Annotated in this window: 19 protein-coding genes, 4 tRNA genes and 1 riboswitch; of the genes, 8 read left to right on the forward strand and 15 right to left on the reverse strand. The window is 65.0% G+C overall.

Going from position 1 to position 22,097, the window contains the following annotated elements; translation table 11 throughout:
• Positions 1 to 2 precede the first annotated feature (2 nt).
• Positions 3 to 200 carry a preprotein translocase subunit SecE gene (secE, locus tag FHS48_RS01745; RefSeq protein ID WP_184260635.1) on the reverse strand — a complete coding sequence of 66 codons (198 nt, stop codon included), beginning with the start codon at positions 198 to 200 and terminating at the stop codon, positions 3 to 5.
• On the opposite strand from secE, the gene FHS48_RS01750 reads away from it, so the two are divergent.
• Complete coding sequence (locus FHS48_RS01750; RefSeq protein WP_184260637.1) at positions 199 to 417, forward strand: hypothetical protein; 219 nt, start codon at positions 199 to 201, stop codon at positions 415 to 417. The genes secE and FHS48_RS01750 overlap by 2 nt on opposite strands.
• 68 nt (positions 418 to 485) lie before the next feature.
• On the opposite strand, the gene FHS48_RS01755 is transcribed toward FHS48_RS01750, so the two are convergent.
• From FHS48_RS01755 to FHS48_RS01770, 4 genes are all read right to left on the reverse strand, one after another.
• Positions 486 to 561, reverse strand: a tRNA-Trp gene (locus tag FHS48_RS01755).
• 234 nt (positions 562 to 795) lie between these two features.
• Complete coding sequence (gene tuf / locus FHS48_RS01760) at positions 796 to 1,986, reverse strand: elongation factor Tu (protein ID WP_184260612.1); 1,191 nt, start codon at positions 1,984 to 1,986, stop codon at positions 796 to 798.
• 84 nt (positions 1,987 to 2,070) lie between these two features.
• Positions 2,071 to 2,144 (reverse strand) — tRNA-Gly (locus FHS48_RS01765).
• A gap of 111 nt (positions 2,145 to 2,255) precedes the next feature.
• A tRNA-Tyr gene (locus FHS48_RS01770) sits at positions 2,256 to 2,341 on the reverse strand.
• Between the two features lie 251 nt (positions 2,342 to 2,592).
• Between FHS48_RS01770 and rlmB the strand changes: the two genes are divergently transcribed.
• Both rlmB and FHS48_RS01780 read left to right on the forward strand, forming a co-directional pair.
• Positions 2,593 to 3,486 (forward strand): 23S rRNA (guanosine(2251)-2'-O)-methyltransferase RlmB, encoded by an 894-nt coding sequence (gene rlmB, locus FHS48_RS01775; RefSeq protein WP_184260639.1) that lies wholly within the window; start codon positions 2,593 to 2,595, stop codon positions 3,484 to 3,486.
• Positions 3,487 to 3,606: 120 nt separating this feature from the next.
• A tRNA-Thr gene (locus tag FHS48_RS01780) sits at positions 3,607 to 3,682 on the forward strand.
• 69 nt (positions 3,683 to 3,751) lie between these two features.
• Here FHS48_RS01780 and FHS48_RS01785 read toward each other — a convergent pair.
• From FHS48_RS01785 to FHS48_RS19980, 6 genes are all read right to left on the reverse strand, one after another.
• A complete protein-coding gene (locus FHS48_RS01785; protein ID WP_184260641.1) occupies positions 3,752 to 6,832 on the reverse strand; it encodes an AAA family ATPase in 3,081 nt (1,026 codons plus the stop codon).
• Positions 6,829 to 7,971 carry an exonuclease SbcCD subunit D gene (locus tag FHS48_RS01790; RefSeq protein ID WP_184260644.1) on the reverse strand — a complete coding sequence of 381 codons (1,143 nt, stop codon included), beginning with the start codon at positions 7,969 to 7,971 and terminating at the stop codon, positions 6,829 to 6,831. Before FHS48_RS01790 ends, FHS48_RS01785 begins: the two co-directional genes overlap by 4 nt.
• Positions 7,972 to 8,064: 93 nt before the next feature.
• Positions 8,065 to 8,937: a heme o synthase gene (gene cyoE, locus FHS48_RS01795; protein WP_184260646.1), complete on the reverse strand. Its 873-nt coding sequence runs from the start codon at positions 8,935 to 8,937 to the stop codon at positions 8,065 to 8,067.
• Between the two features lie 169 nt (positions 8,938 to 9,106).
• A complete protein-coding gene (locus FHS48_RS01800) occupies positions 9,107 to 10,468 on the reverse strand; it encodes a cbb3-type cytochrome c oxidase subunit I (RefSeq protein ID WP_184260649.1) in 1,362 nt (453 codons plus the stop codon).
• A 44-nt stretch (positions 10,469 to 10,512) separates the two neighbouring features.
• On the reverse strand, positions 10,513 to 10,935 hold the full coding sequence (locus FHS48_RS01805; RefSeq protein ID WP_184260652.1) for a DUF420 domain-containing protein: 423 nt from the start codon (positions 10,933 to 10,935) through the stop codon (positions 10,513 to 10,515).
• 32 nt (positions 10,936 to 10,967) lie between these two features.
• Entirely contained in the window at positions 10,968 to 11,090 is a 123-nt protein-coding gene (locus FHS48_RS19980) for a hypothetical protein (protein ID WP_260402285.1), read from the reverse strand.
• A 318-nt stretch (positions 11,091 to 11,408) separates the two neighbouring features.
• Here FHS48_RS19980 and FHS48_RS01810 point away from each other — a divergent pair, with 318 nt between their 5' ends.
• On the forward strand, positions 11,409 to 12,284 hold the full coding sequence (locus FHS48_RS01810) for a DUF2189 domain-containing protein (protein WP_184260655.1): 876 nt from the start codon (positions 11,409 to 11,411) through the stop codon (positions 12,282 to 12,284).
• A gap of 163 nt (positions 12,285 to 12,447) precedes the next feature.
• A riboswitch (cobalamin riboswitch) is annotated at positions 12,448 to 12,661 on the forward strand.
• Positions 12,662 to 12,713: 52 nt separating this feature from the next.
• On the forward strand, positions 12,714 to 13,394 hold the full coding sequence (locus FHS48_RS01815) for an energy-coupling factor ABC transporter permease (protein ID WP_184260657.1): 681 nt from the start codon (positions 12,714 to 12,716) through the stop codon (positions 13,392 to 13,394).
• Between the two features lie 96 nt (positions 13,395 to 13,490).
• Here FHS48_RS01815 and FHS48_RS01820 read toward each other — a convergent pair whose 3' ends face one another.
• From FHS48_RS01820 to FHS48_RS01830, 3 genes are all read right to left on the reverse strand, one after another.
• Positions 13,491 to 13,937: a YaiI/YqxD family protein gene (locus FHS48_RS01820; RefSeq protein ID WP_184260660.1), complete on the reverse strand. Its 447-nt coding sequence runs from the start codon at positions 13,935 to 13,937 to the stop codon at positions 13,491 to 13,493.
• Between the two features lie 10 nt (positions 13,938 to 13,947).
• Positions 13,948 to 14,907 carry a ribonucleotide-diphosphate reductase subunit beta gene (locus tag FHS48_RS01825; protein ID WP_184260662.1) on the reverse strand — a complete coding sequence of 320 codons (960 nt, stop codon included), beginning with the start codon at positions 14,905 to 14,907 and terminating at the stop codon, positions 13,948 to 13,950.
• Between the two features lie 184 nt (positions 14,908 to 15,091).
• Positions 15,092 to 16,948 (reverse strand): ribonucleoside-diphosphate reductase subunit alpha, encoded by a 1,857-nt coding sequence (locus tag FHS48_RS01830; protein WP_184260665.1) that lies wholly within the window; start codon positions 16,946 to 16,948, stop codon positions 15,092 to 15,094.
• A gap of 993 nt (positions 16,949 to 17,941) precedes the next feature.
• Here FHS48_RS01830 and FHS48_RS01835 point away from each other — a divergent pair.
• The 3 genes from FHS48_RS01835 to FHS48_RS01845 all read left to right on the forward strand — a co-directional run bounded on the left by FHS48_RS01835 (position 17,942) and on the right by FHS48_RS01845 (position 21,621).
• A complete protein-coding gene (locus FHS48_RS01835; RefSeq protein WP_184260668.1) occupies positions 17,942 to 18,244 on the forward strand; it encodes a hypothetical protein in 303 nt (100 codons plus the stop codon).
• Between the two features lie 232 nt (positions 18,245 to 18,476).
• On the forward strand, positions 18,477 to 20,957 hold the full coding sequence (locus FHS48_RS01840) for a putative bifunctional diguanylate cyclase/phosphodiesterase (RefSeq protein WP_184260671.1): 2,481 nt from the start codon (positions 18,477 to 18,479) through the stop codon (positions 20,955 to 20,957).
• 190 nt (positions 20,958 to 21,147) lie between these two features.
• Positions 21,148 to 21,621: a MarR family winged helix-turn-helix transcriptional regulator gene (locus tag FHS48_RS01845; protein WP_184260675.1), complete on the forward strand. Its 474-nt coding sequence runs from the start codon at positions 21,148 to 21,150 to the stop codon at positions 21,619 to 21,621.
• Positions 21,622 to 21,744: 123 nt separating this feature from the next.
• Here the strand turns inward: FHS48_RS01845 and FHS48_RS01850 are convergent, their stop codons facing one another.
• The gene (locus FHS48_RS01850) at positions 21,745 to 22,008 is read right to left on the reverse strand and encodes a sulfurtransferase TusA family protein (protein WP_184260678.1); all 264 of its coding nucleotides are present in this window, start codon (positions 22,006 to 22,008) and stop codon (positions 21,745 to 21,747) included.
• Positions 22,009 to 22,097 lie beyond the last annotated feature (89 nt).

Raw genomic sequence — 22,097 nt, forward strand, 5'->3', positions numbered from 1 at the left:
CCTCAGCTCCCCAGCCCGAATACCAGCTTCACACCAGACGCCAGAATCTGATCGACCAGCAGGAAAAACAGAGCCGCCACAACAACCATCACAAAAACCATGATGGTGGAAATGGTGGCTTCCTTACGGGTCGGCCACGTGACTTTCGCCACTTCCTGACGGACCTGCCGGACGAACTGACCGGGATTGGTTTTTGCCATGACTGCTCACAACCCAACTGGTTTATGCCGCGCGGGAGAGGCCGGATCAAAGCGGAAACGCAGAACGCATCCGCACCAATACGGTAAACACCCGAAAACCGGCGGCACCGAAATCCGATATCCGCCGGAGCTCCTGATCGCCAGCAGACAGACGGACTGCCCGCTGACCGGCGACACCCAAAACACTTTTAAAGTGGATATCCAGCTTTTTAAGTGATTTTTCCGGCATCGCCCTGAAACTGTCATGCCCGGCTTGCGCCGGGCATGAGGCCGTAGTGGCTGTTTTGGCAGGGGCGACAGGGATCGAACCCGTAACCCCCGGTTTTGGAGACCGGTGCTCTACCAGTTGAGCTACGCCCCTATAAGGGTCTGCCAACCACTTCAGTTTCGTCTGTCTCGTCCGGTCGGACTGAACTTTCTGAAACCACCCTCAGGAGCCATCCTGACGGGAGCGGCGTTATAGCCGCCCTGTAAAAAAAGATCAAGCCACAAAACGCAAACACCGCAGGGAAAAGTTGCGATCCGCCCTGTCCGGACAGACCCTTGCCCCCAAAAGCAAATCGGGGCCCCCGAAGGGACCCCGACTCACGGAACATTACTTCGTGATCTTGGAGACGACGCCAGCGCCGACGGTCCGACCACCTTCGCGGATGGCGAAGCGCAGGCCTTCGTCCATGGCGATCGGGGCGATCAGGTTGACGCCGATGCGGATGTTGTCGCCCGGCATCACCATTTCAGTGCCTTCCGGCAGGGAGATGGTGCCGGTGACGTCGGTGGTGCGGAAGTAGAACTGCGGACGGTAGTTCGCGAAGAACGGAGTGTGACGGCCGCCTTCTTCCTTCGACAGGATGTACACTTCCGACTCGAAGCCGGTGTGCGGGGTGATCGAGCCCGGCTTCGCCAGAACCTGACCACGCTCCACGTCTTCACGCTTGGTGCCGCGCAGCAGGGCGCCGATGTTATCGCCGGCTTCACCCTGATCGAGCAGCTTGCGGAACATTTCAACGCCGGTGCAGGTGGTCTTCTGGGTGTCCTTCAGACCGATGATTTCGACTTCTTCGCCGACCTTCACCACGCCACGTTCCACACGGCCGGTCACCACGGTGCCACGGCCGGAGATCGAGAACACGTCTTCGATCGGCATCAGGAACGGCAGATCCTTCGGACGTTCCGGCTGCGGGATGTACTCGTCGACGGCGCGCATCAGTTCCAGAACGGCGTTGTCGCCGATTTCCGGGTTGGAGTCTTCCAGAACGGCCAGGGCAGAACCCTTCACGATCGGAATATCATCCCCCGGGAAGTCGTAGGACGACAGCAGCTCACGGATTTCCAGCTCGACCAGTTCCAGCAGTTCCGGATCGTCAACCTGGTCGACCTTGTTCATGAACACCACCAGGGCCGGCACGCCGACCTGACGGGCGAGCAGGATGTGCTCGCGGGTCTGCGGCATCGGGCCGTCAGCAGCCGACACCACCAGGATCGCGCCGTCCATCTGGGCGGCACCGGTGATCATGTTCTTCACATAGTCGGCGTGGCCCGGGCAGTCCACGTGAGCGTAGTGACGGTTGGTGGTTTCATATTCCACGTGCGCGGTGGAGATGGTGATCCCACGGGCGCGCTCTTCCGGCGCCTTGTCGATCTGGTCGTAGGCAGAGAAGGTCGCGCCGCCGGTCTTCGCCAGAACCTTGGTGATCGCAGCGGTCAGAGAAGTCTTGCCGTGGTCAACGTGGCCGATGGTGCCAACGTTGCAGTGCGGCTTCGTACGCGCAAATTTTTCCTTAGCCATTCTGGGACCCGTTCTTTCCGTGGGTGGTAGGGCAAGTTAATAAACGCCAGTGCGCTGAACGCCTGGCGTTTTCCGGAGAGGAAATGGAGCGGGTGATGGGAATCGAACCCACGTAGCCAGCTTGGAAGGCTGGAGCTCTACCATTGAGCTACACCCGCCCGGCGCATTGCCCGACCCCATGGTAGCTCCCGGGAGCGTTTGCTCCTGCGTGCGGGAACCAATTTATGGGCTCTGGACGGCACGCTAGGCCGACGCCGGTGGGCGGTAGTTGGTGGAGGGGGAAGGATTCGAACCTTCGTAGACATACGTCGGCAGATTTACAGTCTGCTGCCATTGACCGCTCGGCCACCCCTCCTCAGGGACCCGCACCACCCGGCGTCGGGAGCCCGGTTTCTAAAGGGGTTAGCCCCCTCTGTCAACGAGAAAAATGAAGTTTTTTTCAAAAGGTCGGCCCATCCGGCCAGAAGCCCTGTGTTCATGCGGTTTTCGGGCGGAAACTTTTTTAGGGCTGATTGCCAACCACCGCCTGCGAAAAGCTTTTTTCCCCCGGGCCCGCATGCTGCTATACACGCGCATCTGTGATTTATTTTTTCGGGAGGCCGCATCATGGCGCGCAAACCCCTTCCCCCGGCCCGTCCGTCGGCCCCTGCCCTGTCCGGGCGCGAGACCCCCCGTCCGGAGGGGCGCGGCCCCCGGCCCGGTGCCAAAGCCGCCGCCCCCCGGGGGGCGGTGCAGAAGGGGGGATCCCGCAGCGGGGAACTGTGGCTGTATGGCCGCCACCCGGTGGAAGCCGCCCTGCTGAATCCCGACCGCCGCTGCCGCCGCCTGATGGTAACGCGGGAAGCCCGCGCTGATCTGGATGGCGTTCTCAGCCGGTCTCCCCACGCCCCGACCATCGAGCCTGCCGACCGGAACGCCCTGAATGACCTGCTGGGCGAACAGGCGATCCATCAGGGGATGGCCCTGCGGGTGGATCCGCTGCCGGACCTGACGCCGGAAGATCTGGTGGAACGCTACGCTGAGGCCACCGAAGCCGTGGTTCTGGTGCTGGATCAGGTGACCGACCCCCATAACGTCGGGGCTGTGCTGCGGTCCGCCGCCGCCTTCGGCGCGGTCGCGGTGATGGTGCAGGACCGCCATTCCCCTGAAGAGACCGGCGTTCTTGCCAAGTCGGCCTCCGGGGCGCTGGAACGGATGCCGCTGGTGCGGGTCGCCAATCTGGCCCGGGCGCTGGAAACCCTGAAGGAGGGCGGCTTCTGGAGCGCCGGTCTCGCCGCTGACGGGCCGACCACCCTTGCCGGGGCCAAGCTGTCCGGCAAAGTGGCGCTGGTGCTGGGATCAGAAGGGGCCGGTCTGCGCCGCCTGACGCGGGAGACCTGTGACCTGCTGGTCCGGCTGCCGATGATGCCGGACAGCATGGAAAGCCTGAACGTTTCCAACGCCGCCGCCATCGCGCTGTATGAAGTGCGCCGCGCCGCGCTGGAAGCTGCACAGGGCTGACCCGGGCATAAAGCGGACCATAAACCGGACCATAAACCGGAAGCGAAAAATCTCTTTTCCTCCCGGCGCGGTCAGGCTATGTAAGCCGGTATCCGGAGCCCTTGGCCCCGGGCCGGTTATGCCCCTATAGCTCAGCTGGTAGAGCACCTGATTTGTAATCAGGGGGTCGCGGGTTCGATCCCTGCTGGGGGCACCAGATTTCTTCAGTCCTCGTAAGAGGATATCCAAAGGCCAGCCGGGTCCGCCCCGGCTGGCCTTTGTCCTGTCAGCCTATCCGCCTGCCCCGGGTCTCCACCCGGCTGCCGCCCGCCTGCTTGCGGATATAGAACCCATTGGGGATCGCTTCCTGCACCAGCGGCACGTGGGAGATCAGGCCGACCGCCCGGTTCTGGCTGACCAGCGCATTCAACACCTGCAACACCTGATCCAGCGTTCCGGTGCCGTGCTCGGTGTCCAGACTGCCAAAGCCTTCATCAATGAAGATGGTATCCAGCTGCACCCGCCCGCTGGTGCTTTCCACCACATCGGCCAGCCCCAGCGCCAGCGCCAGCGCCGCGATGAAGGTTTCCCCCCCGGACAGTGTCGCGGTCGGGCGTTCCTTGCCGGTATGGGCATCAAACACCTGTATGCCCAGCCCGCGTTGCGCCCGGCCACTGCCTTCGGCATCACGGATCAACTGGTAACGATACGCCGTCATCGGCCCCAGACGCAGGTTCGCCGCCTGCAACACCGCATCAAACATCGCGGCGATTGCGTAAATCTCCAGCGACAGATTCTGCGGGTTTTTCCCGGTCACCGCCGCCGCCAGCCCCCGCAGCGGGGCCGAGGCCGCCTCCACCGCCTCCACCGCCCGCTTCGCCTCGGCCAGAGAGTCCTGAAGCCCCAGCAAGGCCATCCGCCGCTGGCGGGCTGCAACCTCCTGCTCCTGCATCGCCAGCACCACAGCGTCAGCGGCATCCCGCTGCGCCGTCAGGTCGGCAAGGGCCGGACGGGTCAGCCCCTCAACCGCCGCCCCGGTCTGGCGGACGGCCTCCTCCGCCCCGGCCAGATCCCGCCGGAAGGCCTCCACCGCCGCCCGTTCCTCCGCCAGCCGGGGGAACTGCGGTTTCAGGGCCTGATAGGCATCCGGCGTCAGACCGGTCTGCTCCAGCCGACGGTGGAAGAAAGCCGATGCCTCCTCGGCCCGCCGGACCCGGTCCGCTTCCGTCTGAAGGGCCGCCTGCACATCCTTGGCAGCGCCGAGATCCGCCACACGGGCCAGCCTGACCGCCTCCTCCGCCTGCTGGCGGCCCCGCAGTAACGCCTCAAGCCGGGCGTGGGCCGCCGTCAGCTCCGCCGTCAGGGTGGCCGGATCCCGCACATCCTGCGGAACGCTGTCCAACAGCACATCCCGCTGCGCCACCAAGGCCGCCACGGCGACCTCATGTTCCGCCAGCGTCTCCCGCAGGCGGTCACGGTCCGCATCGGCAGCGGAAATCGCGCTGCCAAGCCGCTCCAGAGCCGTTTCCGCTGCCTTCAGATCCGTGACCGGTCCCAGTACCGCCAGATCGGCCTCCAGCGCGGTCATCTGGGCGTGCAGGATCTCCGGAGCGGTCTCGGGACAGTCGAGGGTCGCCAGCCGGGCCTGCCGTTCGGCGAGAACACTCCGGGCCGCCGTCAGAGATTCCTCGGCCCGCCGCCCGGCCTGATCGGCGGCCTGCCAGCGCGTTTCCGCCGCCTGACGGGCCGCCGTCAGATCCCCTGAACCGGCCTCCCCCCCAGCCGGAGCCGGATGATCCTGCCCGCCGCAGACCGGACAGGGCTGACCGGGAAGCAGATGACGGGCCAGACTGACCGCCTTACTGTGAAGAACCGCCTGTTCGGCCTGCTCCAGCGCCTGCCGGGCCCCGGTCACAGCGGCAGCGGCCTGATCCCGGCGGCCCTGCCGCTCAGTGACCGCCTGTTCCGCAGCGGCAACCGCCTGCCGGGCCGCCGCATGGTCCATCGCCAGCTTCAACACCTGCCGCAGGGCCTGCCCCTGCACCGACAGATCCTGACGGCGGGCCTCGTTCAGGCGGGCCTGTTTCAGCCTCTCCGCTGCCCGGCTCTGCTCTGCCCGCTGCCGTTCAAGCGCCGTCTGCGCTGCGGCCAGCCGGACCCGGCCCGTCTCCGCCGCCGCCCGGGTCGTGGCCAGCGCCGTCAGAACGCCCGCCGCCTGTTCCAATGTCCCCCGGTGCCGCGTCAGATCCTCGGTCCGCTGACGCAGCCGGATCCCCTCCGGCTCGCGGGCCAGTTCCGCCGCCAGCCGCTCCTCGGCACGCTGCGCCTGTTCCGCCGCCGCCGCAGCGGCAGACCGCGCCCGCAGCACCGCCGCCGCCGCCTCTGTCCGCTCCGCCGCCGCCGTGCGGGCGGCCGCTTCCGCGTCGGTCAGGACCTGCGCCCGCTCGGCCTGTTCCAACCGCCGGGCCCGGGCCTCCATCTCGTCCGTCCGGACCTGAAGGGCGGTCAGGGCCTGCGTTGCCCGCTCCGCCGCCAGAAACCGCTCCTCGGTCTGGGTGGCAGCCTGTAAGGCCCCCTGCGCGGCCTGCGCGGCAGCCTTGGCTTCCGTCAGGGCCTGTTGGCGGATTGCCAGCTGTTCTTCCGCCGCCACAATCCCCGCCGTCAGGGCCTCATCACCGTCAAAGCCTTCTGCCGCCAGCCGCTGATCGTAAACCGCCCGCTCCCGCTGGACCTGCCGTTCCGCCGCATCAGCCTGTTCCTTCAGGGTCTCGGCAAGGCGACGGTACAGCGAGACGTCGAACAGATCGCGCAGGATCTCCACCCGATCCTTGGTCTTCGCCGACAGGAAGGTCTCAAACCGCCCCTGTGGCAGCAGGACAATCTGCCGGAACTGCTCGGCACCATAGCCCAGACGCTCGACAATCGCCGCATCGACCGGCCCCACCTTCTTCTCGGCAATCACTTTGCCGCGCCGGTCAGCGGTGATCTCCTCCAGTGCCAGACCGGTGGCGTCGAACAGAAAGGCCTCGTGCGGATTCTTGGTTTCTCCGGTGCCGCGCTGACGCGGGCGCATCTGGTCCGGTCGCCGCAGCACCACATACCGCCGCCCCCCGACCTCAAACACCAGTTCCACTTCGGTCAACAGATCGGCGGCAGCATGGTCGGAGCGCAGCGACACCGCCTCCTGATCCGTTTTGGCCGGTTGCCCGAACAGCGCGAAGGTCATGGCGCTGAACAGGGTCGATTTGCCGGAGCCGGTCTGGCCGTAGATACCGAACAGGCCCGCCTCCACTGCATCGCGGAAGTCAACCACCTGCCGGTCGGGGTAGGGACCGAAGGCCTGAAGAGTCAGCCGGACCGGTTTCATGCGTTGTCTCCCCCCTGCCGCAGGGCCTGTAAACCCCCGGCGATCAACCGCTGTTCCTCCGCCGTTGCCGGTTCATCCCGCAGGAACTGAAGAAATTCCGCCACCACCTGCGCCGGATCCGAGAGAGCCGCCGCCCGGGCCGCCCCCGGGCGCAGAGCCCCGGCCCGGGCCTCGCGGGCATAGGTCAGCTCGCAGGCATGGGGGAAGACGGCCCGCAGCCGCTTCATCGCGTCAATCACCGGGGCCGGGTCGGTCAAAATCACCCGGGTAAAATCCTCGGAAGGCGGGGACTGCACCAGATCGGCATGCAGACCGGTCAGCACCCGCACCGAGCGGAGGGGCCGCAGCGGCAGCAGCTCCACCGCCGCCTGCCCATTGGCCTCCAGCGTCACCAGACACAGGGATTTTTCCGCTCCGGCTTCCTCGAAGCTGAAAGCCAGCGGTGCCCCGGAATAGCGGATATGTGCGGCCCCGGCGGTCTGGGGGCGGTGCAGATGGCCCAGCGCCACGTAGTGCGCCCCGTCAAACACCCGGGGGGAGACGGTTTCCACCCCTCCGGCCCGCACCAATGGCCGTTCGCTATCGCTGCCCTGCGCCCCGGCGACAAAGGCATGGGCGACCACCACCCAGCGCGCCCCAGCAGGAACCGAGGCCCGGGCCGCCGCCATCTGGGCGGCCAGAACATCTTCGGGGGTCTGGATGTCAGCCTCGGGGAAGCACTCCCGGGCCGCATAGTCATAGGCGAACGGCAGAGCGGAAAACGCCACCGGCCCTTCCGGGTCCGGCAGGATCAGCGGCGGTTCCGCCGGGCTGAGTGCTCCCCGGACCAAGGCCCGGCGTCCGTCGGCAAAGGCGGCCATCGCCTCAATGCGGTCACCCGAGTCGTGATTCCCGGCGATCATCACCACCGCCGCCCGGGTTTCCGCCGCCACCCGGCCCAGAAAGCCGTTGAACTGCCGCACCGCACTGGCCGGAGGGGCGGCCCGGTCAAACACATCCCCGGCGAGGATCAGCACATCAACATCCCGGGTGATCAGGGCCGCAAGGATCTGGTCCAGAATGGCGGCATGATCCTCTTCCAGCGGCAGCCCGTTGAACTGCCGCCCGAGATGAAGGTCCGAAGTGTGGAGAATCCGCATGCCTGTCCCAGTTCCTGCGTCCGCCGAAAGGATGGGCCATGGTGTGCCACATCCCCCCCGGCAGCCGCAACGGGCACAGACAGGCCCGGTGGATCAGAACGGCCACAGTCCGCCGGGCAGGGCATGACGGTCAATCACCACCGCCAGAAACACCCCGGCCAGATACTGCATGGAACCCAGAAACACCGCCCGCGCCGTCGGTTTGCCCGGATCGCGCAGCAACGGCAGATGCAGGCGCAGGAACAGCAGCCCGGTCAGGGTGGAGATCACCGCATAGGGGGCCCCAAGGATCCCCAGCAGCCACGGCAGCGCCGCCACTGTCACCAGCAGCAGGGAGTTGGCGGTGATCCACTGTGCACAGCGCTGTTCGCCGACCAGGACCGGCAGCATCGGCACCCCGGCACGGGTGTAATCATCCTTCAGCAGGATCGCCAGTGCCCAGAAATGCGACGGCGTCCACAGGAACAGCACCAGCGCCATCAGGGTCGGCAGCAGCCATTGCCCGGGGTCCACCGCCGCCCCCCCGGCCAGAATGGCGAAACTGCCCGCCGCCCCGCCGATGACGATGTTGAAGGCGGTCCGCCGCTTCAGCCACACGGTGTAAACCACCCCGTAGAAGAACGCGCCGAGGAACAGGTGCAGAGCCACCACCCAGTTGAACACCCCGACACACAGCCACATCCCGGCCAGCAGCAGCACCCCGGCCAGCCACAGCGCCGCCTGCGGGTTGCCGCCCACCGCCAGCGGACGGCGGCTGGTCCGCTGCATCAGCCGGTCGATATCGCGGTCATAGTAGTGATTGAAGATGGAGGAACTGGCCGACCCCAGAAGCATCGCCACCCCCAGCACCAGCAGATGCAGGGGGTCCACCGTTGGGGCGATCGCTGAATACCCGACCATGGCGGTCAGGGCGATCATCACGCCGATCCGCAGTTTACAGAGCTCAAGATAGCTGCGCAGAGTCATCCGGTCCTCCCTGATCCCAAAGTGTTGGGATGGAGCCGGATCGCATGATTCACGCGCGTTTCCGGCCCCGCTTCGCAGCAGAAGGGCCTTGTTCGGCCCGCTGCCGTCGACTGGACATGTCTCGGTTACGCAACCAGTAGAGCACGTTATTCCCGACTTTGAAACTGGGTCAATTCGCGGATGCGGAACCCTTGCGCGGTGCAACAATCAGCTTCCAACCGGCCAGCCCGACGAACAGGATGCCGCCGATCACCGCCAGCAGCGCCCCGCCGCCCATCACCCCCATCACCACCGTCTTCAACGGCGTATCCAGCCCCTGCGAGGCTCCGGCGGTCTTCCGGGCAATACCCAGCGCCCCGGCCACGAACAGGGCCAGCGCATGCAGGGTCTGCCCTCCGGCATAGAGGGCAAAGGCGGTCAGCACCGCCCGCCCCCGGCTGGTGGCCCGCCCCAGACCCGGCAGGATCACCAGAAAAAACAGCCCCATGAAGGCCAGCGTCACCGCCCCGATCATCAGGTGATAATGCGCCGGGGTCCGGGTATCGCCTTCCCCGACCAGATAGCCAAACGCTCCACCCAGCGTGAACATCGCCGCCGACAGGCTGAGGCCGACCGCCCCCGCCCCATACTCCGCCCAGCCCGCCCGGATCTGGAACCGTAGCAGGGCCAGCAGGGCGATCACCGGCTGCACGATCAGGCCGATCTGATACAGGCGGGTAAAGCTGACATGCAGGGTGCCGCTGGTGATCGGGAACACCAGATACAGCACCGGCCCGGCAAAGCCGACCACCAGAATACTCAGGGCCAGCCAGCGCAGCAGCACCGGGGGAATCGGCGGCTGCCCATAAACAGCCGTCCCCACCGCCTGCCACGCCGCCAGCATCAGCAGCGTGTTCACAAACTGAAGCAGGTGCCCGCCGCCCCAGAACAACATCTCGTTATAGGGGACCGGGTCCTGCGCCGGGGCCGCTGACCACGCCAGCCCGACCGACAGCAGCGCACAGAAGTACACGCCCCCGGCCGCCGCCAGCACCATGCCGACTCCGTCCCGGTCATCAATGCCGACAAAGCCGAGTCGGAACACCGGCAGCGCCACCCCGAGAAACAGCAGGCCAAGCCCGCTGTAAAACACCGGATGCACCATCACCGGAATATAATTGTTCAGCGACGGCTCCCCCCAGCCCATCATCGCCGGGGCCAGCAGGCAGAGAAAACCGCCCCACGCCAGCCGCAGCCCGATCGCCCCCAGATAGGCACCGGGCACCAGCCATCCCCCGGCCACCCGGCGGGATGCCACCCAGGCGCACAAAGCCCCGAACACCGCCAGATACCAGACGCTGACGCTGAAGGTGACGTGGGTCACCAGCATGCTCTGAAAAAAGTTTTCCGGCAGGCCATCCTGAATGCCCGGGGTCCGCGATCCGGCAACGCCCAGCGCCAGCAGACCGGCCACCGCCAGCGCACTGACCGCCAGAAGTCCCCAGCCCTGCATCTCGCGGTCAAAATGGTTAAATCGCTGCGCCTGAGCCATCGTGATCCCTGTTGCTGCGCCCGATCCCGCCCCAGCGGCGGGGATCAGGGATAAAGGTGATAGAGCAGGGCATACACGATCACGCCGCTGACCGAAACCGTCAGCCACACCGCCCACGTCCAGACTGCCAGCCGCCTGTGGCGGTCAAACTGCCCGCACAGGGCATGGCGGACCGTCAGCAGGATCATCGGCACATTGATCACCGCCAGCAGGACATGCCCGACCAGCAGGATGTAATAGGCGGTCCGGATCCAGCCCTGCCCCCGGAACACAAAGATCGGCGCGGTGAAGTGATACAGCAGGTAACTGGCGAGGAACACCGCCGACACCGCCAGCGCCGCCAGCATGATCGCCCGGTGCCGGTCCCGCTGCCCGGAGCGGGCGGCCAGCCGCCCCAGCACCAGCAGAAGGGTGGCCACTGTATTCAGCGCCGCATTCAGATGCGGCAGGATCTGTGCTGTGTCCATGACGCCCCCCTGTTTCCCCTGTCCCGACCGGATTACCGGAAGCCCGGAGGGACACCCAGAACCCCGGTCTTGAGGATGATGGTGGCGTAGAACAGCAGGGCCAGAGCGGCAAGCCCGAGTCCCAGCCACAGATTCCGGCGGCGGCGCGCTGCCACTGAGGGCCCAGAGGGAGAGGGAGAGGGAGAGGGGGTGCGGTGAACCATGGCAGACCTCCCGGTTGTTCTGCCGGACGCAGAGGGCAGTCCCGGCGGCAGACCTTGATTTTCTTCAGAGTACACACTGTCCGCCCCGAGAGAAAGACCATTCCCGGCAGAAAGGTACTGATGAATTTTACGCAGATGCAGCAGGAATGATGCGGGTCTTCGCCGCCGCAAAATCCGACTATTATGAATGGTCTTTTACATCGGCGCTCCTTCCGCTAGAATGATGCCAGAGAGCGTCTTCATCCCGTTACCTATGCGGAGGAAGTCCCCATGGCCAGCCTGACCCCCTCCAATGTTGCCCCGCCGTTCCATGGTCCGCAGCCGGGCCAGCAGGAACCGTTGCGGCACAAAACACTCCAGCCCCTTCCGGTTGACCCTGCCACACAGTGGTATGGAACACAGACCCCGCCGGTGGTCCGCCGGGTCACAGTCGATCAGAGTTCCCGCTGGATCTCCCGCGGCTGGGAGGACATGACCCGCAGTCTGGGCATCAGCCTGACCTATGGGCTGGCCTTTGTCGCCATCGCCTATGCCATCGTGCTGGGGCTGCGCCAGATTGGCATGACCTCGCTGGTTCTGCCGATGATGGCCGGGTTCATGCTGGTGGGGCCGCTGGCCGCCGTCGGCCTGTATGACATCAGCCGCCGCCATGGCAGCGGCGAAACCCCAGGCTGGCGCACCACCCTGTCGGCGATCCACGGCAAGGCCGATCAGCTGTTGATCGTCGGGCTGGTGATGATGATGGCGATTCTGGCGTGGATGATGGTGGCGCTGCTGATCTTCGCCAGCTTCTACAATCAGGCCCCGCCGTCCCTGGACAGCTTCCTGATGGAAATCCTGAGCGCCGAGCAGGCGCCGCTGTTCCTGCTGGCCGGGACCGTGGCCGGGGGTGTGATCGCCGCCATGGTGTTTACCCTGACCGCCATCAGCCTGCCGATGATCATGGACCGCGATGTGTCCGCCGTCGCCGCCATGGCGACCAGTGCCCGCGCGGTGATGAAAAACTGGCGGGTGATGATCGGCTGGGCCGCCATGATTGTGCTGGTCACCGGCTTTGGGCTGGCCACCTTCTTCATCGGGCTGGCAATCTCCCTGCCGCTGATCGGCCATGCCAGCTGGCACGCCTACCGCGCCATGGTTGACTGAGGCCCCGCTCTTCCCCTGTTTATCCCGGTGTTTTGCAACGGAACCCCCCTCGCGGGCGTCAGACCAGACCGGCCGGTCAGACTTTGGCAGGTCACTCTGACGCCCGTTTTTTTATTCCCCCTTTCCTGCACCGCAACAAAACTTGCACGGAGACAAGTCCCGGCGGTATTCTGCCGGGGATGGTTCCGCCCCGTAGAGACGGGTCGGACGCAAGAGGGAACATGGTGAGGACGACCCGGACGGGGCCGAAACCATGGCTGCCCACGCAACTGTAAGCGGGGAGCGACGTCCGAAAAGCCACTGGTGGATACCCACCGGGAAGGCGGGCCGAGCAAAGAACCGCGAGCCAGGAGACCTGCCATCACAGCCGGGGTCCCACCCCGATCGGCAAACCATCCGCACGTTGGGTGCGCACTGGGACACAGGATCATGCATATCGAACCGGGCATCGTTGACGGTGCCAAGCTCACGCTCAGCTATGCCACCGCCGCCGGGGCCTTTGGCCTTGCCGCCAAGATGGCCCTCGGCAACATCCGCGACAACGGCGGCATCGGCGCCCTTGCCCTGCGCAGCGCCATCACCACCGCACTGGTGTTCAGCTTCTTTGAAGTCCTGCCGCACCACCCGGTCGGGGTGTCGGAAGTCCACCTGATTCTGGGCTCCACCCTGCTGCTGCTGTTCGGGGCCGGTGCCGCCTCCATCGGTCTGGCCGCCGGGCTGCTGATTCAGGGCCTGTTCTTCGCCCCGTTCGATCTGCCGCAGTATGGCATGAACGTCACCACCCTGCTGGTGCCGCTGTGGGGGATCCATCTGCTGGCCCGCCGCATCGTCCCGGCCAAGACCGCCTATGTTGACCTGAAGTATGCGCAGGCGCTGGCCCTGTCCACCGCCTATCAGGGCGGGATCGTCGCCTGGGTGGCGTTCTGGGCGTTTTACGGCCATGGCTTCAGTGCCGAAAGCTTCGCCTCCGTCGGCAGCTTCGGTCTGGCCTATATGAGCGTCATTCTGGTCGAGCCGCTGATCGATCTGGCTGTTCTGGCCGCCGCCAAGGCCCTGCGCCAGTTCAGCACCGGTCCGGCCTTCAACGTCCGCCTGCATACCGCTGCCTGAGCACGGTCCCTGATCCGGGATCAGCCCGTCAGCCCGTAAAAAAACCGGCCCCCTCCGCAGGGGCCGGTTTTTTTGTCTCCGTCTCACCGCACAGGGTCAGCCTTTCCGGGCCAGCAGACGGTCAAGCGCATTCAGGAAGGCCGCGCGGTCCCTCGGGGAATACGGGCGCGGGCCGCCGGTGATCTCGCCACTGTCGCGCAGATCGGTCATCAGATCCCGCACCGCCAGCGCCATTCCCACCGACCCTTCATCGAACACCTTGCCGGTCGGTGACAGAGCGGTCGCCCCGACCTCGACACAGCGGGCAGCCAGCGGCACGTCGTTGGTGATGCAGAGATCCCCGGCGACAATCTCGGCGGCAATCCACTTGTCGGCGGCATCGGGTTCCACCGGCACCACCACCTGCCGGACCAACGGGCCATCCATGCCCCGGATCCAGCGGTTGCCGACCAGCACCACCGGCGTGGCGGTCCGGCGTGCCGCTTTCAGCGTGTCGTCCTTTACCGGGCAGGCATCGGCATCAATGTAGAGGGTTCGGGTCATGGTGCCCCCATCAGGCAAAGGCGTCGTCCCAGTTCCCCTGCGTTGCCGCCTTGGAATATTCGGTGGCCCGGTTTTCGAAGAAGTTGGTGTGTTCCACCGCGTTCAGCATCGCATCCAGCCACGGCAGCGGATTCTTCTCGATGTGATACACCGGATACAGGCCAAGCTGGGTCAGGCGGCGGTCGGCGATATAGCGGATATAGCGCTTCACATCCTCTGCGGTCAGCCCTTCCACCTCACCCGACTCGAAGGCCAGATCGATGAAATTGTCTTCCAGCTCCAGAATCCGGGCGCAGGCCTCGTACAGATCTTTCTGAATCGCCGGAACGTCGATCTGCGGGTTTTCGGCGAGGAAGGTCTTGTACAGACGGATGATCGAGTTGCAGTGCAGGGTCTCGTCGCGCACTGACCACGTGATGATCTGCCCCATGCCCTTCATTTTGTTGAAGCGCGGGAAGTTGAGCAAAATCGCGAAGCTGGCGAACAGTTGCAGCCCTTCGGTGAAGGCCCCGAACACCGCCAGCGTCTTGGCGATGTCTTCCGGCGTATCAACGCCCCACAGCTGCATGAAGTCGTACTTGTCCTTCATCTCCTTGTAGTCGAGGAAGGCGCGGTATTCCGTCTCCGGCATGCCGATGGTGTCGAGCAGGTGCGAATAGGCGGCAATATGGATAGTTTCCATATTGGAGAACGCCGACAGCATCATCTGCACTTCGGTCGGCTTGAACACGCGGGTGTAGTTCCGCATGTAGCAGTTGGCGACCTCGATATCCGACTGGGTGAAGAAGCGGAAGATCTGGGTCAGCAGGTGGCGTTCGCCATCGCTCAGCTTCTGGTGCCAGTCCTTGACGTCTTCGGCCAGCGGCACTTCCTCCGGCAGCCAATGGATCTGCTGCTGGGTCAGCCAGGCGTCATAGCACCACGGATAATGGAACGGCTTGTAAACGTGATCGGCGGACAGAAGCGACATGTCATGTTCCCGACTGGAGCTTTTTCCGGTGGGGTGCATCCCGGTCACCCGAAAAAGCCGTCTATACATCATAGGGGATATGAGAGGGGGGCATTAAGGGGGCAGGACAGTCCACAGGACACCGGCCCGGCCGCCCCAAAGGGCACCGGGCCAACCCCACGGTCAGCCCGGGCCGGATCCCGCCTTACTGGCAGGCGAGGCATTCCTCGTAATCGGTGCGGCCTTCCCCGCCCGCCGACGCAGCAGTCAGCGGACCGGCGGCCGCCCCCGGCAGCAGATCGGCCAGACCATCAGGCACCTCGCGGTTGGCGACCACCTCGGCGCGCTGGATCGACTTCGAGCGGCAGTAGTACAGGCTCTTCACGCCCTTCTTCCACGCCTGATAGTGGATCTGGTGCAGATCACGCTTATGGACGTTGGCAGGCAGGAAGATGTTCAGCGACTGCGCCTGATCAATCAGCGGCGCACGGTCGGCGGCATGTTCGATCACCCAGCGCTGATCGAGTTCGAAGGCGGTCTTGAACACGTCCTTCTCGTCCGGCGTCAGGCAGTCGAGATGCTGGACCGACCCTTCGTTGACGGTGATCGAGGTCCAGACGTCTTCGGTGTTGCGGCCCTTCGACTCCAGCAGCTTTTCCAGCGCCCGGTTGCGGACGAGGAAGCTGCCCGACAGGGTTTTATGGGTGAAGGCATTGGCGGCAATCGGCTCAATCCCCGGGCTGGAGCCGCCGCAGATGATCGAGATCGACGCGGTCGGCGCAATCGCGGTCTTGTTGGAGAACCGTTCCATGATGCCGTAATCGGCAGCATCCGGGCACGGCCCGCGTTCCATCGCCAGCGCGCGGGAAGCCGCATCCGCCTGCACCTTGATGTGCTTGAACATGGTGCGGTTCCACACCTTGGCCATCACCGACTCGAAGGGGATCATGTTGTTCTGAAGGAACGAATGGAAGCCCATCACCCCCAGCCCGACGGAGCGTTCCCGGGCGGCGGAATACTTGGCGCGGGCCATCTCATCCGGGGCGCGGTCGATAAAGTCCTGAAGGACGTTATCAAGGAAGCGCATCACATCGGGGATGAACCGCGGCTCATCCTTCCATTCCATATAGGTCTCGAGATTCAGCGACGACAGGCAGCACACGGCGGTGCGGTCGTTGCCCAGATGGTCCCGCCCGGTCGGCAGGGTGATCTCGGCACACAGGTTGGAGGTCTTGACGCTCAGGCCCGCCAGCTTCTGATGTTCCGGCAGGGCACGGTTCACGGTGTCGGAATAAATGATGTACGGCTCGCCGGTCTCGATCCGGGCCAGCAGGATGCGGATCCACAGCGACCGCGCCTTGATCCGGCGCATGATGCTGCCATCCTTGGGGGAGATCAGCGCCCAGTCCTCATCCGCTTCCACCGCCCGCATGAAGGCATCGGTGACCAGAATGCCGTGGTGCAGGTTGGGCGTCTTGCGGTTGGGGTCACCGCCGGTCGGGCGGCGCAGCTCGACGAATTCCTCGATCTCCGGATGGGTCACCGGCAGGTAAACCGCCGCCGATCCCCGGCGCAGCGACCCCTGCGAGATCGCCAGCGTCAGGCTGTCCATCACCCGGATGAACGGCACCACGCCGGAGGTCTTCCCGACCGCGCCGACCTTTTCCCCGATGGAGCGCAGGTTGCCCCAGTAGCTGCCGATGCCGCCGCCCTTGGCCGCCAGCCAGACGTTTTCCGTCCACAGATCGACGATTCCGCCAAGGGAGTCGTCGGCTTCATTCAGGAAGCAGGAAATCGGCAGGCCACGGGTGGAACCGCCGTTGGACAGCACCGGAGTCGCCGGCATGAACCACAGGCGGGAAATATAGTCATACAGCCGCTGGGCATGGGCATCGTCATCGCCATAGGCGCTGGCAACACGGGCAAACAGGTCCTGATAGGTTTCTTCCGGCAGCAGGTAGCGGTCCTGTAGCACCGCCTTGCCAAAAGCGGTCAGCAGATCGCTGCGGGAATGATCGACATGAACCTGCGGATGCTTGGTGACCTGCACGACGTTCAGCACGGCTCTTTTGCTCCTTGAGGGCCGCCCCGCCACAAGGGGGGAGTGCGGGTGGCCGGACATCCTGATAACCCATACCGGCAGGGCCCGGCCCGCCCGGACATCCTGCCTCTCTTCAAAAATCTGGTCCACGCCCGGACATCCGCCGGGCTTCCGGCAGCGCACCGGATACCCCGGCCCCGACTGCTCTGGCACCCGACGGCCTTGCCACCCAGCCGGTTTACCCCGTCCGTTCCGGACTTGGGCCATGGCCGGGGCAGGTCTGCCCGAAGTTGGTACACACATGAAACCGCGTCCATCACGCAGCCACAGGCACACCAAGACCCCGGAGACGCCTCCGGGGTGGGAGGCACACCCTACTCCTGTTTGAACCTACGTCAATATCTAGTTATGGGCCCCGGTATTTTCCACAGAGACCCCCTACCTGTTGACACCGGCAGGCCAGCAAAAAAGCGGTTTCCCTTGCCGGGGAAAGATATTTCTGTGGATAACCACCCCCAGACCATGACCGAACATACCATGAACATCCAGTCTTTTCTACCCGCCCCCCCGTACACCCCCGCCATGAGCCGCACCGGGTTCCGCTTCAGATTGCTTATGGTTCTTTTTGCTCTCTGGTTTTTACCGCCGAGTCGGTCTGTAATCAGAGTGTCATCTGACGCACCGCACGTTTATCCCCGTTCCATTCCGCTTCTCCGGGGGCAACCGGACCACAGCCTGTTGCTGAAATTAAGGTTTGCGCCCCAAAGAGCATACGTTTGCAAAAAGTCACCGGCCGGGTGCAATTTAACTTGATCTCAGGCGCACGGAGTGCGTACCATTTTCTCTGTCACCACGGCCCGGACGCCCCTGCCCGCCATCCTTTCCAGCCCGTGTTTCCGCCCGGAAAAAATGGCCCAGACCAAGCGCCCGCAAGAGGCACCCGCTCACAGACCTGCCCGCACACCGGTTCCGGTCCAGTCCCCATCACCCATCTCGCTCCCGGGGGATCCCATCATGGCTCAAGTCATCTATCCGCAGCAGTTCTGGCCCGCCGCCCCGCAGACCGCGCCCGTGGGGACCCAGATGGGCTTCAATGACCTGACCGGGACCATGGAATCCGCCTCCGCCTCCGGGGTTCTGGCCTTGCAGTCGGCCTCGGCCTCCCTCAGCGAACTGGAAACCTCCGGCGGCGAGGTCTGCGCCCATGCCGAAACGCTGGAAGATCTGGCCCTGCTGCTGGACCGCCAGATGCAGACGCTGATTGACCGGACCCGCACCTTCACCACCGCCCTGCGCGGCGAACTGCCCCACGCCTGACCCGGCCTGTCCCCGTCCGCCATTCCTCTCCTGCCATTCCTCTCTGGCCATTTCTCTCCGGTTGGTAAACAGCCGGGAAGTGTAACCGGAGTTTCACTGGCTGACTCCTGCTGCCCCCTTTATTGCATGACCGGCCCGGTGTGCCGCTGCGGTGATGCATCAGGCGGGCAGATATCAGGGCAGTCTGCATCCGGCCCACGGGTGCGGACAGCGGGAAGAGGCGGACAGACTTATGGGCGGGTGGACCACGGGCATACGCGGACGGCTTTGGCTGGCGTTCCTGAGTGTGTCGGCGATGACCGTGGTGGCAACCGGTATCGCCTGGTATGCCTTCAGCGCCAGCACCGCCTCGCTTTACCGGCTGATTGACCGTCAGGTCCCGGAAATCCTACAGATGACCGACCTGTCGCAGGCCGTGGCGCAGGTGGTCAGCGAAGCCAGCCAGCTTCCCCTGTCCCAGAACCGCGAGTCCCTGCGGGCCCGCTCCGCTGAGCTGACCCAGCAGCTGATCCGCCTCGATCTCAGCCTTGATTCCGCCCGCACCAGCGGGGCGGCGTCGGACACCCTGCCGCAGATCTCCGTTCAGGTCCGCGCCTTGCAGGATGGCCTTGATGGCCTGACCATCACCCTCGACGAGGTCCTGCGCCTGCGGCAGCGCTACGCCACCCAGCTGGAACAGGTCGATGTCCTCAATCAGGAATACCGCCTGCTGATCAGCACGCTGGAACAGGACCGGGGCGGAGCCACCGGCCTGCTGACCGAAATGAACCGGGTGATGGTGACCCTCGGGCAGGTTTCGCGGCAGGATAATGAAGGGGAGCTGGACCAGCTGGAACAGCAGTACATGCGCTCCTTCCAGATTATTGAAGCCATTCTGTCCCGCACCGAGACCGATCCCCTGTACCGGCAGTCCACCCACAGCATTCTGGTCAAGATGCGGGCGGTGTCGGTGGACCGCGGCGGCCTGTTCGACCTGAAACGGCGGGAGCGCGACTCGCAGGCTCTGGTGGCCCGGAAGCTACAGGATGTGCAGCGGCAGGCCCAGAATCTTGACCGGATGGCCCACCGGCAGGTTGAAACCGTCAACACCGGCATCGAAACTGAACGGCGGGCACTGGCCTCCACACTGCTCAACAGCCGCCTTGCCCTTGCTCTGGCTGCGCTGATCAGCGTGGCGGTGTCGGTGCTGATCGGCTGGCATTACGTCGGCCAGAAAATCGTCGGCCGGGTCCAGACACTGGCCGCCACCATGCGCAGTATTGCCGGTGGCGCGCTGGATGCCCCGATTCCGGCCGGGGATGATGACGAACTCGGCGAGATGGGCCGGGCCCTGGTGGTGTTCCGCGATGCCCTCGCCAGTGTCCGCCATATGGCCACCCACGATGCCCTGACCGGGCTGGCCGGGCGGCGGTTGTGCGAGGAACGCCTGGCCCAGCGCATCACCGCCCTTGCCCCGCAGGGCCTGCCCTACCCGGTTGAGCAGCCGGACAGCGGTGCCGTCATCACCGTCAGCCTGTCTGGCTTCAAGGATATCAACGACACCTTCGGCCATGCCGTCGGCGACCGGGTGCTGCGGGCGGTGGCGGACCGGCTGCGCTGGCTGGCCGGGGATGACAGCCGGGTCGGTCGCATGGGGGCTGACGAATTTGCCCTGATCATGCCCGGCCTGACCGATGGTGCCGGTCTGCATGATCTTCTGGAAACCGCCCTGCGCACCCTGTCCGCCCCGGTCCCGCTGGAACGGATGGATATCGACCCGCAGCCGGTGCTGGGAGTCGCCTTCTGGCAGGGGGGACAGGCCGACGCCGCCACTCTGCTGCGCAACAGCGAACTGGCCCTGAAGACCGCCGCCCGGGACGCGCAGGGCCGCTATGCGCTGTATCATCCCGACATGGGGGAACAGATCACCCGCCGCCAGATCATCCGGGGCGAACTGCGCTCGGCGCTGGAAAACGAACAGTTCGCGCTGGTCTACCAGCCGAAGGTGGACATGCGCAGCGGGCGGATCAGCGGGGCGGAAGCGTTGGTCCGCTGGAATCACCCCCAGCGCGGGCAGATCAGCCCGGCGGACTTTATCCCGGTCGCGGAGCGGTCCGGCCTGATCGTCGATCTCGGCAACTGGATCCTGCACGAAGCCTGTAAACAGGCCCGGGTCTGGCAGGTGCAGGGTGTGCCGCTGCGGATTGCCGTCAACATGAGCCCGGTGCAGGTGCTGCGGCAGGATGTGGTCTCGATGGTGCGCGATGCCCTTGAAGCCACCGGGCTGCCGCCGGACCTGCTGGAAATCGAAATCACTGAAGGGGTTCTGGTCACCAACGAAGGGCGGGCGCTGTCCCGCCTTCGGGCCCTGCGGGACATGGGGGTCCGGCTGGCGATTGATGACTTCGGCACCGGGTATTCCTCGCTCAGCTACCTGAAGCGCCTGCCGGTGACCTGCCTGAAGATCGACCAGAGCTTCGTCCGCGATCTGGTCAACAACCCCGAAGATGCCCGCCTCAGCCGGGTGATCATCGGCATGGCCCACGACTTTGATCTGGAAGTGGTGGCCGAAGGCATTGAGACCGCTGCCCATGCCGAATTCCTGCGCGCCAGCGGCTGCGATTTCGGGCAGGGGTATTATTACTCCCGGCCGGTGTCGCCGTCGGTGATGACATCGCTGCTGGGGCAGGACCTGCCATGGATGCTACCGCAGGTGATTTCCCGTCGCGCGTGAATCCCGATTTTAAGAAAAATCTGATACATACGATTTTCCCTGACAGAGAGCCGTGTTGGCCCGGAATTTCCACACAACCATAGAGGTTCTTTTTCTTTGCTCCCTACGCCGATCCGCGTTATCTAAAAGACTGAGCGTATATGGCCTGCCCCTCCGGCGCGGAAGAGGCAGTCCACGGGAGTGGGGAAACATGTTCAACGAGGTCACACCGGTTTTTGATTACAGTGCCGCGGATTCAGACGACGCCCTGCGGTCCTTCGTGCTGGAGGAACAGGTCGGGCATCTGCTGCGCAAAGCCAACCAGCGGGCCACCGCCATTTTCCAGTCCCAGCCGAGTCTGGGCGATATGACCATGCCGCAGTTCCTGACGCTGGTGAAGCTTCAGGAAAAAGGCGAAGTGTCCCAGAATTCCCTGGGCCGTCTGATCGGGATGGATGCCGCCACCATGCAGGGGGTGGTGCGCCGCCTGACCGAGCGTGGCTGGATCGTGCGGGAAGCCGATGCCCGCGACCGCCGCCGCGTGCGCCTGACGCTGACGGAGGAGGGCCGGGGGGCCCTGACCGCCAGCCTTGAGGCCGCCCGCCGCGCCAATGACCAGACGCTGGCCCCGCTGACACCACGGGAACAGCAGACGTTTATGCGGCTGCTGAAGCGCATTTCGTAAGGCAACGCCCTGAGCGGAGCCAAACACCCGGAGCCGGATCCGCCGGTCCCGGTTATTTCCTTTGTGTAATCCGCGCCGGTCTGACACCGCCCATCCCCATCCGGATCGGGCGGTGTTTTGCTGTCAGGACCGTTCGACCAGAAATTTCAGTCCTTCTCCGGTTTCCTGCACGGTCAGAAGACGGAAGCCGTTATCGGCACAGAAGTCCGGCAGATCCCGCCGGGTGGCCGGAGCCGTTGCCCATAGCCACACCTGTGCCCCGGACGGACGGCACAGCAGCTCGCGCCGCAGCAGAAACAGCGGCAGCGGACAGGCCAGATGCCGGGCATCCAGAAGCTCCGCTTCTGCCGGGGAAACCGCCGATATCACGGTTTTATCACTCGCCATCGCCTCTTCCGGCTCCCATCGTCTTAGTCCTGCCCGGCCCCGGCGGTGGACCGGGCCCGTCATCCATGTTACGCTGCACCGCAGCAAAT

Origin of the sequence: Novispirillum itersonii (assembly GCF_014205675.1) — a bacterium.
GTDB lineage: Bacteria > Pseudomonadota > Alphaproteobacteria > Rhodospirillales > Rhodospirillaceae > Novispirillum > Novispirillum itersonii_A.